Here is a 13963-nt window from a genome sequence, read left to right as displayed (position 1 = left end):
GCGAGGGTGCGGTAAACTGCTGTCGCGTTCAAGTCAGGGCCTGATCTGCCCCTGGCCGCGCACGACGTATTTGTAGGTGGTCAGCTGTTCGGCGCCCACCGGGCCGCGCGCGTGGAGGCGGTTGGTGGAGATGCCGATTTCGCCGCCGAAGCCGAACTCGCCGCCGTCGGCGAACTGGGTCGAGGCGTTGATCAGCACGATGGCGCTGTCGATCCGGGCGGCGAAATCCTCGGCGGCGGCCGGGTCGGTGGCGACGATGGCCTCGGTGTGGCCCGAGCCGTAGCGGGCGATGTGGTCGACGGCGGCGTCCATATCGGCCACGACGCGGACGGCCAGGATGGGCGCCAGATATTCGGTCAGCCAGTCGGCCTCGTCGGCCGCGACCATGCCGGGGACAAGCTGTTGCGCCTCGGCGTCGCCGCGCAGTTCGCAGCCGGCGGCGATTAGATCGGCGGCGACGGCGGGCAGCAGGCGTTCGGCCGCCGCCCGGTCCACCAGCAGGGTCTCGGTGGCGCCGCAGACCGAGACGCGGCGCATCTTGGCGTTCAGCACGATGGCGCGGGCGGTCTCCAGATCGGCGGATCGGTGCAGATAGGTGTGGTTCAGCCCCTCCAGATGGCTGAGGACGGCTGTCCGCGCCTCGGCCTGGACGCGGGCGACCAGGCTCTTGCCGCCACGCGGCACGATGACGTCGATGGCGCCGTCCAGCCCGGTCAGCATCAGGCCGACGGCCTGGCGGTCGGGCGTGTCGACCAGTTGCACCGCATCGGCGGGCAGGCCCGCGTCGGCCAGGGCTTCGGCGATCAGGGCCGCGATGGCCAGGGACGACTGCAGACAGTCCGAGCCGCAGCGCAGGATGGCCGCATTGCCCGAGCGGATGCACAGGGCGGCGGCGTCGGCGGTGACGTTGGGACGGCTCTCGTAGATCACGCCCAAGACGCCGATAGGGGTGCGGACGCGGGCGATGTCCAGGCCGTTGGCGGGGGTCCAGCGCTCGGTCTCGATCCCCAGCGGATCGGGCACGGCGGCGATGGTCGCCACGGCCTGGACCATGCCGGCGACGCGGGCGGGGCTCAGCGACAGCCGGTCGATCAGGGCCTCGCTCATGCCGCCCGCGCGGGCGGCCTCCACGTCGCGGGCGTTGGCGGCCAGGATGTCGGTCTCGGCCGCCGCGAGCTTTTCGGACAGGGCGTTCAGCGCGCGGGTGCGGGCGGCGGCCGGGGCTTCGCGCAGGGCCGTGGCGGCGGCGCGGGCGCGGCGGCCCATCTCCAGCATCGAGGTCGAAAGCTCGGTCATCGGTCGTCCAGCACCATGTCGTCGCGGTGGATCAGAACAGAGGCGCCGCGATAGCCCAGGACGGCCTCGATCTCGTCGGAGCGGCGGCCCCGGATACGGGCGGCCTCGTCCGCCGCATAGGCGGCCAGGCCCACGCCGACGGGCCGCCCATCGGCGTCGATCAGGCGCACGCAGTCGCCCTTTTCGAACGCGCCTGAGACAGCCACGACCCCGGCGGGCAGCAGGCTCTTGCCCGCCTTCAGCGCCGTGACGGCGCCGGTGTCCAGCGTCAGGGTTCCGGCCGGCGACAGACTGCCGGCGATCCATTGTTTGTAGGCGGCCATCGGGCCGTCGGGCGCGGCGATCAGGGTGGCGCGGGCGCCGTCGCGGATGGCGGACAACGGTGCAAGCATCTGGCCCGAGGCGATCAGGGTGGCGCAACCGGCCGAGCGCGCGATCTGGGCCGCCGCCAGCTTGGTGGCCATGCCGCCCGTACCCACGCCCGCATCGGCGTTGGCGCCCCCGCCCATCGCGATGATGTCGGGGGTCAGGCTCTCGATCAGGGGCAGGTGGGCGGCGCCCGGATCACGGCGCGGGTCGGCGGTGTAGAGGCCGTCCACGTCCGACAGCAGGACCAGCAGATCGGCCCGCGCCAGCTGGGCCGTGCGCGCCGCCAGCCGGTCGTTGTCGCCGTAGCGGATTTCCTCGGTGGCGACCGTGTCGTTCTCATTGACGATGGGGACGACCCCGTGGGCCAGAAGCGCCTGGACGGTGGCGCGGGCGTTCAGCCACCGCCTACGACGTTCGGTGTCGTCGCGGGTCAGCAGAACCTGACCCGCGATCAGGCCGTGCGGCTCCAGCGCGGCGGACCAGGCGGCCATCAGCAGCGACTGCCCGACCGAGGCCGCCGCCTGCTTGTCCTCCAGCCGCGCGCCCAGATCCGGCAGGCGACCCCGGCCCAGGGCGATGGAGCCGGAAGACACCACGATCACCTCGCACCCCCTGGCCCTCAGCGCAGCCAGGTCGGCGGCCATGGCCGTCAGCCAGTCGCGCGTCGGCCGCCGCGTCTCGGCGTCGATCAGCAGGGACGAGCCGATCTTGACCACGATGCGTCGCGCGCCCTCCAGGGCGGAGGCGGCGTCGAGACTTAGGGGCTGGGCGGCGGCGGACGACATGACGGTGTCTCTAACGCGCGCTTTCGCGCTTGTCTCTTGCCGCGTCGCCCCACAATGCAGGCGGATGATGGAATCCCTTTTCCCGGCCTCCGGCGGTTGGGCTCCGATCATGGCCGGAACGCTGGGCAGTCTGGCGGCGGGCATGATGACGGCGGTGGGGGCGGTCCCGCTGCTGTTCTTCCGCAAGCCGGGGGGCAGACCCAGAGCGCCCTGTTGGGCTTCGCCGCCGGGGTCATGCTGGCCGCCTCCTTCTTCTCGCTGATCATCCCCGGCGTGGACGTGTTGCTGGCGGGCGGCGCGGGGCGGGCAGGGGGCGCGTCCGCCGTCGTCATTCCGGGGCGGTCGCAGGCCGAACCCGGAAGCCAGGAGGATGTCATCCGATTCGCGACGCATTTGGCATGGCGCCCGTCCCCCTGGGTTCCGGGTTCTTCGCTGCGCTCAACCCCGGAATGACCACGGAGTAATGGCGGCCATGTCGTTCACGGCTCTGAAACCGACCTTGATCGGGCCAGGGGGCGTTACATCATTTACATGGCGGACGGGGGTTGAAGCGGCCGGTCGCCAGAGGCTAGGCGTCTGGGCTTCGCTGCTCGATCTCGTCCCCTGAAGGAGCGCCGCTTTTGACGCGACCTCTCAAGCCTGCGGCTTCCCGTAGAAATTTCTTGTCTGGCCTGGGGCTTTTGGCCCTGATGGGCGCCGGAGTGTTCCCCATGCCTGTTTCCGCCCAAGCGTCCCGCACCATCGCCCGTCACCGCCAGAGGATCGAGGATCTGATCGCGGCCATGACGGTCGAGGAAAAAGCCGGGCAGTTGAACCTGCTGGCCGATCCGTTCCGCTGGATGCCGACGGCCGTCAATCCGCTGGACGGAACCGGCGACCCCGCGCGCGTCACCGCCCTGATCCGCGAGGGCAAGGTCGGGTCGCTGTTCAACGGCATCGGCGCCGAGGCGGGCCGTCGCATCCAGCGCGTCGCGATGGAGGAATCGCGGCTGAAGATTCCGCTGCTGTTCGCCGCCGACGTGATCCACGGCCTGTCGACCATCTTCCCGGTGCCCCTGGCCGAGGCGGCGGCGTTCGACACCGAACTGGCCTATCGCACCGCACGCGCGGCGGCGGTGGAGACGGCGGCCTCGGCCGTGCACCAGACCTATGCCCCCATGGTGGACGTGGCGCGCGACCAGCGCTGGGGCCGCAATGTCGAGGGCGCGGGCGAGGACGTGCTGCTGAACAATCTGCTGGCCGCCGCGCGCGTTCGCGGCTTCCAGGGCGAAAAGGGGCTGGACGACCGTGACGCGGTCCTGGCCACCGCCAAACACATGGCCGCCTATTCCGCCGCCGTGGGCGGGGTCGAATACAACACTACCGACATGAGCGAGCAGACGCTGCGCGGGGTGTTCCTGCCGCCGTTCAAGGCGTCGGTGGACGCCGGCGCCCTGTCGATCATGAGCGCCTTCAACGATGTGAACGGGGTTCCGGCGTCCGGCAGCCGCAAGCTGCTCACCGACATCCTACGGGGCGAATGGGGCTTCGAGGGCTTCGTGGTCTCGGACTACACCTCCGAGCAGGAGCTGGTGGCCCACGGCTTCGCCGAGGACGGCCGCGACGCCGCGCGCCTGGCCTTCAACGCCGGGGTGGACGTGTCGATGGTGTCGGGCCTGTATATGCAGCATCTGCCCGGCCTGGTGGCCTCGGGCGAGGTGTCGATGGCGCGGCTGGACGAGGCGGTGCGCCGCGTCCTGACCACCAAGGCGGCGCTGGGCCTGTTCGACGACCCCTATCGCGGCACCGATCCGGCGCGCGAAAAGGCCGTGGTCGGGTCGCGCGACCATATCGAACTGTCGCGCGAGGCGGGCCGCAAGTCGGTGGTGCTGCTGAAGAACGACGGCGACCTGCTGCCGCTGGACAAGGAGCGCAAGATCGCCCTGATCGGCCCGTTCGCCGACGACGTGGACAATGTCTGGGGACCGTGGACCATCTGGGGCGCGCCCGAGCGTCGGGTCTCGCTGGAGACCGGGTTCCGCGCGGCCATGCGCGACCCGCAGAACCTGACCATCGCGCGTGGTTCGGGCGTGGAGACGCGGCTGGACGGCGGGATCGAGCAGGCCATCGCCGCCGCCCGCGACGCGGAGGTCATCGTCCTGGCCATCGGCGAGGCGACCAATATGTCGGGCGAGGCGCAGTCGCGCACCGAGATCGTGGTGCCGGCCCCGCAGATGGCGCTGGTCGACGCCATGGCGGCCCTGGGCAAGCCCATGGTCGTCCTGTTGCGCAACGGCCGGGGTCTGGCGCTGGAGGGCAATGTCAGGAACGCCCAGTCCATCGTCGTGACCTGGTTCCTGGGCGAACAGATGGGCCACGCGGTCGCCGACGTGATCTTCGGCGATCACGGCCCGTCCGCCCGCTTGCCCGTCAGCTTTCCGCACAAGTCGGGCCAGCAGCCCTATTCCTACGACCGCAAGACGACCGGCCGCCCGGCCAATCCCGATCTGGCGACCGAGGAATACAAGTCCCGCTATCGCGAAACGACCAATACGGCGCTGTATCCGTTCGGCCATGGCCTGACCTATGGGGCGATCAGCTACGGGCCGATCGAGATGGAGACGGATCAGCTGCAATGGGCCGGGACGCTGGACGTCGCGGTCACGGTGACCAATACGGGCCGGCACGCGGCCGAGGAGCTGGTTCAGCTGTATATCCACGACCGGGTGGCCAGCCTGACCCAGCCGGGGCGGCTGCTGAAGGACTTCAAGCGGGTGGCCTTGCGCCCCGGCGAGAGCCGCAAGGTCGGCTTCACCCTGAACGCCCGCCAGCTGGGCTTCATCGGGGCGGACGAAACCTATCGGATCGAGCCGGGCCTGTTCGATCTCTGGCTGGCGCCCCACGCCCAGGGCGGGGTGACGGCGACCTTCCAGCTGGTCGGGCCGGCGTCCATCAGCGATGGGCGTTGAGCCGTGGTTGACGGGGCGGGCGGCAGGGCCTAACGACCCCGCCGTTTGCGTCCCGCCCCGGTTCGGGCGGGATTCGGTTTTAGGAGCGCGCCCATGACGACCAAGATTCTTCCGGGCGCGACCGGCGTCCTCGCACTGGCCGATGGCACTGTTCTGCAGGGGATCGGCGTCGGCGCCGTCGGCTCGGCCCTGGGCGAGGTGGTCTTCAACACCGCCATGACGGGCTATCAGGAAATCCTGACCGACCCGTCCTACATGAGCCAGATCCTGGCCTTCACCTTCCCGCACGTCGGCAATGTCGGCACGAACGTCGAAGACATCGAACAGATGGGCGGCGGCTCCGATACTTCCGCGCGGGGCGCCATTTTCCGCGACGTCCCGACCGATCCGGCCAACTATCGCTCGGACGCCTCGTTCGACGACTGGATGAAGCGGCGCGGCGTGGTCGGTCTGGCGGGCGTGGACACCCGCGCCCTGACCAAGATCATCCGCGACAAGGGCGCGCCCCATGCGGTCATCGCCCACGATCCCGAGGGCAATTTCGATCTGGACGCCCTGGTCGCCCAGGCCAAGGCCTGGACCGGCCTGGTCGGTCTGGACCTGGCCAAGCCCGCCTCGACGCTGCAGGCGTTCGAATGGAACGAGGGGCTGTGGGAATGGCCCGAGGGTCATCCGAAGACCGAAGGCCGCAAGGACGTCGTGGTCATCGACTATGGGGTGAAGCGCAACATCCTGCGCGCCCTGGCCTCGACCGGCGCCCGGATCACCGTGGTCCCCGCGACGACGACGGCGGAAGAGGTTCTGGCCCGCAATCCCGACGGCGTGGTCCTGTCAAACGGTCCGGGCGATCCGGCCGCGACCGGCGAATACGCCGTGCCCGAGATCCAGAAGCTGGTCGCCAGCGGCAAGCCCCTGATGGGCATCTGCCTGGGCCACCAGATGCTGGCCCTGGCCCTGGGCGCCAGGACCGTGAAGATGGATCAGGGCCACCACGGCGCCAACCATCCGGTCAAGGATTTGACCACCGGCAAGGTCGAGATCGTCTCGATGAACCACGGCTTCACCGTCGACCGCGACAGCCTGCCGGACGCCGTGACCGAAACCCACGTCAGCCTGTTCGACGGCACCAACTGCGGCATCGCGGTCAAGGACAAGCCGATCTTCAGCGTCCAGCACCACCCCGAGGCCTCGCCCGGACCGACCGACAGCCTGTATCTGTTCGACCGGTTCGCCGAACTGATGGGCGACCGCTGAGGCCATGAAACAGGGGGCGGCGCGGTCGGACTATCTGGACTGGCTGGCCCAGGCGCTGGCGGCGGCGCAAGCGTTCGAACCCTTGCCCGACGGCGATGCGGTGGTCGGCTACGCCACCGGCTACGACGCCGCCGACATCGCCCCCTTCGTGACCTCGCTGCGGGCCGTGTTCGACGGTTCGGTCGCCCTGGTCGTGGACCCGGACGCGGACCTGCGCGCCTTTCTGGCCGACCATCAGGTGATGGCCGTGGATGCGCCGGTCTGGCGCGGCTGGGCGCCCCATCCGGTGATGCAGCGGTTCGTCGCCTTCGCCGGGTTGCTGGGCGAGCGGCCGGGGGCGGCCCTGGCCTGCGACGTGCGCGACGTGATCTTCCAGGCCCCGCCGTTCGCGCCCGCGCCCCTGGGGCTGGAGGCCTTCGTGGAGGCGGACGGGCCGCTGGCGGACCATGCCTTCAACATGAAATATCTGCGCGCCCTGTTCGGTCAGGCCCAGGCGGACCGGATGGCCGACAGGGCCTGCCTGTGCGTCGGCACGCTGGTGGGGCCGCGCGCGGAGGTGTCGCGGCTGTCGCGGCTGATCCTGGCGCTGGCGTCCGCGCCGCGTTCGGAGATCGGCGGGGCGTTCGGCGCCGATCAGGCGGCCTTCAACCTGGCCATCCATCAGGGACTGATCGGGGCGACGGTGCAGGGCAACTACGGCCGGGTGGCGACGCTGGGCCTGACGCCCGGCGAGCGGCTGAGGTTCGAGGACGGCCGGGTGGTCAATCCGGACGGCGGGATCAGCCCCATCGTCCATCAGCACGACCGCCATCCGCATCTGGACGCGCCGGTCCATGCGCGCTGGGGCGCCGGGCTGGAGCATCGCAAGCGGGTGCGGCCGAAATCCGCAGGCCAGAAGCTGGAAAAGCTGAAGGCGTCGCTGCGCCGCCGGATGCCCGAACTGCGCTGAGGCGGCTATGCCAGGCCCAGGCGCTGGCGACGATGGATTTCAGGTCGGACCGGCGGGGCTGGAAGCCCAATTCGCGCCGGGCCAGGGCGATGTCCGAAACCAGATGGACCGGATCGCCCGCACGACGGTCGCCGGAAATCCGGGGCAGGTCCGCGCCGCTGTGATCCATGATCGCCGCCAGCACTTGGCGCACCGAATGGCCGTGTCCGGCCCCCAGATTATAGGCGGCGAAACCGCGTCGGTCGGCCAGCAACTGGCTGAGGGCGGACAGATGTCCCTGGGCAAGGTCGGACACATGGACATAGTCGCGCACCGCCGTGCCGTCGGCCGTCGGATAGTCGGCGCCGTGGATGGCGAAGTCTTTGATCCGGCCCATGGCGGCCATTATGGCGCGCGGGATCAGATGGGTCTCGACCGGCCGGTCCTCGCCGATCCGCCCCGAGGCCGAGGCCCCGCCAGCGTTGAAATAGCGCAGGGCCACCACCTTCAGTTCGTGGGCGGCGCTGGCGTCCGACAGGATCCGCTCGCACCCCAGTTTGGAGCGGCCATAGGGGGTGACGGGCGACAGAGGCGTCGCCTCGGTGATCGGCGCGTCGCCGGGGTCGCCATAGACCGCGCAGGAACTGGAAAAGACCAGCCGGTCCACCCCCGCCGCCCGCATCCCGCCCAACAGGCCGAACAGTCCGCCGATATTGTTGCGGTAATAGTCCAGCGGCGCCCGCACCGACTCAGGGACCACGGACGAGCCGGCGAAATGCATGACGGCGCGGATGTCGTGGGCGACCAGGGTGTGGCGCACATGGTCCGCGTCCCAGACATCGCCCTCGACCAGCGGGCCCCAGCGCACGAAGCGGCGTCGGCCTGTCGACAGGTTGTCCAGCGTGACGGGACGATAGCCCGCGGCGGCCAGGGCCTCGCAGACATGGGCGCCGATATAGCCTGCGCCTCCCGTGACCAGGATCGCCTTTCCAGATGTCAGCCCTGTCGCGACGTCGCTCATGGGCCCTTGTCGGACGTCAAAGGTCGGCAAAGCAACTTAAAATAGATGCGATATCTATTGGTAGTAGTTGTTTCGTCCGTCAGGGCAGGGGGGCGAAACTGCGGTCTTCGCGCAGGGCCATGGCCTTCTTCACGGCGATGGGGGCGGCGTGCAGCCAGTAGTCGGCGTCGTCCAGGCGACGCTGGCGGCGGCGCTCCAGTCCGCGCATCCGGCGCAGGGCGGCGTTTTCGAGCAGGCGCGCATGAAAGGCGCGGGGCGACAGTTCGGCGATGGCGGGAGAGCCGGGGACGGCGACGGCGTCGGGGCCTTTGGGCTCCACCGCCGGGTGGGCGATGGCGATGAACATGGATGTCTCGGTGCAGGAGGGGGAGGGCGCTTCTGCGCCGCATTCATGGTGAATTAACCACAGTTGCTGTGGATAGTTCCTGAGTGCGTCCGAAAAAAGTCCGTGAATCTAAAGGCTTATCGCCGCGATCTGGTCATAGGCGTTACCAGAAGGTTAATCCGAAGGCGGAGCTTCGGCTCGACGCCGAGGATCGACGATTCGGATTGGGGGAGGCCGCAAGGCGGCGCCGGTGGCAGTCCCTAGGGGAGTCGAACCCCTCTTTTCAGGTTGAAAACCTGACGTCCTAACCGATAGACGAAGGGACCGCGGCCGGGGCGGCGCATGTGCCCCGGTTCGGCCCCCTCTGCAAGCGAAAACTTACGCGGCCTCGGCGGTCGCCGGTACGAGCGCGTCTAGCGCCGGGAACAGGTCGGCGATCAGGTCCTCGACATGCTCCAGCCCGACCGACAGGCGCACCAGGCCGTCGCCGATGCCGGCCGTGACGCGCTGTTCCGGCGTCATGGCGGCGTGGGTCATGGTGGCCGGGTGGGCGATCAGGCTTTCGACCCCGCCCAGGGATTCGGCCAGGGTGAAGATCTCCAGGGTCTCGACCAGTTCGCGCACGGCGTCCGTGCCGCCGTTCAGCTCGAAGCTGAGCATGGCGCCGGGGCCTGCCTGCTGGACAGCGACCAGGGCGTGGCTGGGGTGGGATTTCAGGCCGGGATAGTGGACGACCTTGACCGCCGGGTGGGCGGCCAGCCGCTCGGCGATCAGGCCGGCCGTGGCCTGCTGGCGCTCGATGCGGGCGAACAGGGTGCGCACGCCCCGCAGCGTCAGATAGGCGTCGAAGGGCGAGCCGGTGACGCCGGTGCAGTTGGCCCACCAGGCCAAGGTCTGGTGATCCTCGGCGTCGGCCGAGACGACCGCGCCGCCGACCACGTCGGAATGGCCGTTGATGAACTTGGTGGTCGAATGAACCACGAAGTCGGCGCCCAGCTTGATCGGGTTCTGAAGGGCGGGCGACAGGAAGGTGTTGTCGCAGACGACCTTGGCGCCCGCCGCATGGGCGCGGGTGCAGATATCGGCGATGTCGACCAGACGCAGCAGGGGGTTGGACGGGGTCTCGACCAGGACCAATTTGGGCTTGAGAGCCAGGGCCGCCTCCAGGGCGACGGGATCGCCCTGATCGACCAGCAGCAGCTTGAAATGACCCTTCCCGGCGCGGGCGTTCAACAGGCGACAGGTGCCGCCGTAGCAGTCGTGCGGCGCGATCAGCAGATCGCCCGGCTGAAGCAGGGTCAGGGGCAGGTCGACGGCGGCCATGCCGGTGGCGGTGATGACGCAGCCCGCGCCGCCTTCCAACTCGGCCAGGGTCTCGGCCAGGACGTCGCGCGTCGGATTGCCCGAGCGGCTGTAGTCGTATTTCCGCTTCTGCTCGAAACCGGCGAAGGAATAGTTCGACGACAGATAGAGCGGCGGCATGACCGCGCCGTGGGCCGTGTCCGAATCCACGCCCGTGCGGGCGGCGATGGTGTGCGGATTGGCGGGACGGGAAGTCATGCTTTGATGTCCTTGAAGGCGGTGCGGAGGATGTCGCCGACGAAGGCGTCCTCCTTCAGAAAGGCGTCGTGGCCATAGAGGGAGGGCGCCTCGACGAAGCGCCACAGGGTCGGCAGCCGCGCGGCCAGTTCGCGGATGTCGTCGATCGGCACCAGCCGGTCGGAGGTGAAACCGATCAGGGTGACGGGGGTGGTTATGGCCTCGGGCGTCACGCTGTGGCGGTCCAGGGAATCGGACATCGACAGCCAGCGGGCCGGGGTGGTGTGGGTGCGGTACGCCTGGCCCCGCGCCGTCAGATAGTCGCAGACGGGATAGGCGCCGCCGACGGCCGCGGGCGCGGTGGTGTCAAAGCGGTCGTGGAATTCCTCGGCCGTGCGATAGGTGGTCATGGCCAGTTCGCGGGCCAGGGCCACGCCCTCCTCCGGGCGGCCGGCGGCGACGGCGAACTGCAGGATGCGGCGCTGGATGCCGCGCCAGGCGGTGGCCTGCGGATGGGCGCGGTGGGCGGCCGAGACGACGATCAACTGATCGGCCCAATGGGGATAAAGCTCGGCGAAGGCCAGGCCGATCATGCCGCCGTAGGAGCAGCCGACGAAGGCGGCGACCCGCTCGACCTTCAGATGGTTCAGCACCAGGGCCAACAGGCGCGCCTGGTCGTGGGTGGTGATGGTGACGGGGGTGTCCGAGAACTCGGCGCCCCATCTTTCGGAATTGGGCGCGAAATCGACGGCCAGGACCTGATAGCGCGACAGGTCGATGGGGCCGCGCACCGACACGGCGCCCGACCACCAGCCCAGGCCGTTGGTCTCGGTGCGGTGAACGAACCGCCCGGCCGAAATGCCGCCGGCGACGACGACGACGGGCGCGCCGATCCGGCCGTGAAGGCGGCCTACGATATTGGGCTGGTTCAGCTTTTCGCCCGACGTCAGGCGGAAGTCGGCGGGGATGGGGACGATGATGTCCCGGGCGCCGCCGCGTTCGCGGACCGGCGCGGCGACGGGCGCCGCAATCGGCTGACGCCGACAGTCGGGCTCTTCAAGCAGGGATGTTTCAGCCAGGGTCATCAATCGTCGTCCGCATCGTTCTCGCCTCAGCAAGGTCTCGATGCGGTGACAGATCGTGGAGCCTCGCCTCGCCGATGCTCCACTCATCTCTCGCGGTCCCGAAGAACCCCGCAGGAGTTGGCACCGTTTCGGGCGGAACCCGATGGTTGCCCCGGCGTCAAAGGGCCTAATCCCTCAGCCGGTCTTGATGAGTGACTTTACGTTGATCAAACGGGCGGCGCCGGTCAAGCGGAAAATTCCACCTTTATCGCGGTGTTGCGTGAGCGCATCGGGTTCGAAATGGGGGGAAAACGGTCCTGTCGCGAAAAAATCATCCAAGCCTGCTTGACAGACCGGGGGTGCGCCAATCACCCTAGGCCAAGATTTCAACCGGATCCGTCCCGTGCCGCAGCGCTCGTTCATCGCCGAAGTTTCCACCGTCGCCGGCCCCGCCGCGACGGGCTTCGGCATGGGCTCGACCCTCGGCGGCGCGACCCTCGGCGGCGCCATTATCGGCGGAACCATTACCGGCGGCACGACCGGCGCCACCACCATGCCCAGACGGGCGGGACGAGTTTAGCACGCCGAACGCAGGCGAACGCAGAACCCGAACCCCGCCCGGTCCGCCAGGCGGGGTTTTTCTTTTCACCCCACGCTCCCCATCCAGAAATCCGAGAAACCCCCGATGTCCGCCTCCCTCGCCGTCGTAGAGAAACCCGAACCGCTCGATCCCGATCACCGGCGGGCGCCCGAACCCGCCGCCGAGGTGGTGGTGCTGAAGTTCGGTTCGTCCATCCTGCGCAGCCCGGCGGAGGCGCCGCTGGTCGCCTCGGCCGTCTATGGCCATGTGCGGGCGGGTCGCAAGGTGGTGGCGGTGGTCTCGGCCTTCGGCGGCGCGACGGACCGGCTGCTCAGCGAGGCGCGGGCGCTGGGCCTGGCCCATTCCAACGACCTGCTGCCCGGCTATGTGGCCCTGGGCGAGGAGAAGTCGGCGGCCCTGGTCGCCATCGCCTGCGACCGGATCGGCCTGGACGCCTGCGCCCTGTCGGTGCGCGAACTGGGCATCGTGGCGGAGGGCGAGCCGGAGCATTCGCGCCCGTGCGGCCTGCGTCCCGACCACCTGAAACAGGCGCTGGACCGGCACGAGGTGGTGGTGGTCCCCGGCTTCGGCGCCGTGCGGCCGGACGGCAAGGTGGCCCTGCTGGGACGCGGCGGATCGGACCTGACGGCGGTGTTCCTGGCGGCCGAGCTGGGGCTGAAGAAGGTGCGGCTGGTCAAGGATGTGGACGGCCTCTACGACCACGATCCCAACGACAAGACGGCCCCGGCCCTGCGCTATCGCCGCGCCTCCTGGGACGTGGCGCGCAAGCTGGGCGGCGCCCTGGTGCAGCACGACGCCATCGACCTGGGCGAAAGCCGGGGGGTCGAGATCGAGGTGGCGGCCCTGGACCGGGCGGACGGCACGGTCATCGGCGAGAAGTCGGCGCCCCCCGGCCCGGCCCCGGCCCTGCCGCCGCTGAAGGTGGCGGTGGCCGGCTGCGGCGTGGTCGGCGGCGGGGTGCTGGGCCGGCTGCTGGTCGATCCGCGCTATGATGTCGTGGGCGTGCTGGTGCGCGATCCGAAGAAGGCGCGCGACGTGGCCTGTCCGGCCTCGCTGTTCACGGCCAGCGCCGAGGATCTGCTGTCGCGCAAACCTGACATCGTGCTGGAGGCCCTGTCCGAGGGCGAGGCCGGTCATGCGGTGATCCGCGCGGCGCTGGAGGCGGGCTGCGATGTGGCCAGCGCCAACAAACAGGCGGTCAGCCGCGATCCCGGCGGCCTGCAGGACCTGGCGCGGCGGCACGGACGCCGCGTCTTCTGGTCGGCCTCGGTCGGCGGCGGATCGCCGATGGTCGAGACGGTGCGCGCCGCCCGCGCGGCGGGCGAGGTCGTCGGCTTCGAGGCGGTGCTGAACGGCACGGTCAACTTCATGCTGGAGCGGCTGGGCGACGGCGCGGCCTTCGCCGAGGCCCTGGCCGACGCCCGGGCGGCGGGCTTCGCCGAGGAAGACCCGTCGTCGGACTTGGAAGGACTGGATGCGGCGGCCAAGGTGCGGCTGTTGTGCCACGAGGCGTTCGGCCGTTCGCCGGACGCGGAGGTGTCGCGCGACGCCCTGACCGAGGCGACATCGGCCGACGGCGGGGTGCGCCAGATCGGCGCCGCCCATCTGAAGGACGGGGTGGTCACGCCCTCGGTCAGGCTGACGGCGGACCACGGCGATCCGTTGTTCTCGGACCTGCGCGGCGAGGGCAATGCGCTGAAGGTGTACGGCGCGGACGGGCGGGTGTGGCGTTGCCGGGGACGCGGCGCTGGTCGCTGGGCCACGACCGAGAGCATCATGGCGGACCTGGCCGAGATCGTGCGCGCACGTCGCGCCGATGCGGGACTGAACTAG

Annotated in this window: 11 protein-coding genes, 1 tRNA gene, 1 pseudogene and 1 riboswitch; of the genes and pseudogenes, 6 read left to right on the top strand and 7 right to left on the bottom strand. The window is 69.8% G+C overall.

Going from position 1 to position 13963, the window contains the following annotated elements:
- Positions 1-33: 33 nt before the first annotated feature.
- Both P0Y50_01840 and proB read right to left on the bottom strand, forming a co-directional pair.
- A complete protein-coding gene (locus tag P0Y50_01840; GenBank protein WEK40370.1) occupies positions 34-1296 on the bottom strand; it encodes a glutamate-5-semialdehyde dehydrogenase in 1263 nt (420 codons plus the stop codon).
- The gene (proB, locus tag P0Y50_01835) at positions 1293-2450 is read right to left on the bottom strand and encodes a glutamate 5-kinase (GenBank protein ID WEK40369.1); all 1158 of its coding nucleotides are present in this window, start codon (positions 2448-2450) and stop codon (positions 1293-1295) included. The genes P0Y50_01840 and proB overlap by 4 nt, the downstream gene beginning before the upstream one ends.
- A 213-nt stretch (positions 2451-2663) precedes the next feature.
- On the opposite strand from proB, the gene P0Y50_01830 reads away from it, so the two are divergent.
- From P0Y50_01830 to P0Y50_01815, 4 genes are all read left to right on the top strand, one after another.
- Entirely contained in the window at positions 2664-2903 is a 240-nt protein-coding gene (locus tag P0Y50_01830; protein ID WEK40368.1) for a hypothetical protein, read from the top strand.
- 257 nt (positions 2904-3160) lie between these two features.
- Entirely contained in the window at positions 3161-5398 is a 2238-nt protein-coding gene (gene bglX, locus P0Y50_01825) for a beta-glucosidase BglX (GenBank protein ID WEK40367.1), read from the top strand.
- A gap of 93 nt (positions 5399-5491) precedes the next feature.
- A complete protein-coding gene (gene carA, locus P0Y50_01820; GenBank protein WEK40366.1) occupies positions 5492-6652 on the top strand; it encodes a glutamine-hydrolyzing carbamoyl-phosphate synthase small subunit in 1161 nt (386 codons plus the stop codon).
- 4 nt (positions 6653-6656) lie between these two features.
- Positions 6657-7601, top strand: coding sequence for a hypothetical protein (locus tag P0Y50_01815; protein WEK40365.1), 945 nt, complete (start codon positions 6657-6659; stop codon positions 7599-7601).
- Positions 7602-7611: 10 nt separating this feature from the next.
- Here the strand turns inward: P0Y50_01815 and galE are convergent.
- From galE to P0Y50_01790, 5 genes and pseudogenes are all read right to left on the bottom strand, one after another.
- Positions 7612-8601 (bottom strand): annotated as a pseudogene (gene galE, locus P0Y50_01810) (UDP-glucose 4-epimerase GalE).
- 79 nt (positions 8602-8680) lie between these two features.
- The gene (locus tag P0Y50_01805) at positions 8681-8947 is read right to left on the bottom strand and encodes a hypothetical protein (protein ID WEK40364.1); all 267 of its coding nucleotides are present in this window, start codon (positions 8945-8947) and stop codon (positions 8681-8683) included.
- 230 nt (positions 8948-9177) lie between these two features.
- Positions 9178-9252: transfer RNA gene (locus tag P0Y50_01800), tRNA-Glu, on the bottom strand.
- Positions 9253-9304: 52 nt separating this feature from the next.
- Positions 9305-10486, bottom strand: a complete 1182-nt coding sequence (gene metB / locus P0Y50_01795; protein ID WEK40363.1) for a cystathionine gamma-synthase — start codon at positions 10484-10486, stop codon at positions 9305-9307.
- Positions 10483-11550, bottom strand: coding sequence for a homoserine O-succinyltransferase (locus P0Y50_01790; GenBank protein WEK40362.1), 1068 nt, complete (start codon positions 11548-11550; stop codon positions 10483-10485). The genes metB and P0Y50_01790 overlap by 4 nt, the downstream gene beginning before the upstream one ends.
- An 80-nt stretch (positions 11551-11630) precedes the next feature.
- Positions 11631-11744: riboswitch (SAM riboswitch) on the bottom strand.
- Between the two features lie 188 nt (positions 11745-11932).
- On the opposite strand from P0Y50_01790, the gene P0Y50_01785 reads away from it, so the two are divergent.
- Both P0Y50_01785 and P0Y50_01780 read left to right on the top strand, forming a co-directional pair.
- A complete protein-coding gene (locus P0Y50_01785; protein ID WEK40361.1) occupies positions 11933-12109 on the top strand; it encodes a hypothetical protein in 177 nt (58 codons plus the stop codon).
- A 105-nt stretch (positions 12110-12214) separates the two neighbouring features.
- Entirely contained in the window at positions 12215-13963 is a 1749-nt protein-coding gene (locus P0Y50_01780; GenBank protein WEK40360.1) for a homoserine dehydrogenase, read from the top strand.

This window comes from Candidatus Brevundimonas colombiensis (assembly GCA_029202665.1).
Lineage (GTDB): Bacteria > Pseudomonadota > Alphaproteobacteria > Caulobacterales > Caulobacteraceae > Brevundimonas > Brevundimonas colombiensis.
This window is presented reverse-complemented; position numbering and strand designations above follow the sequence as displayed.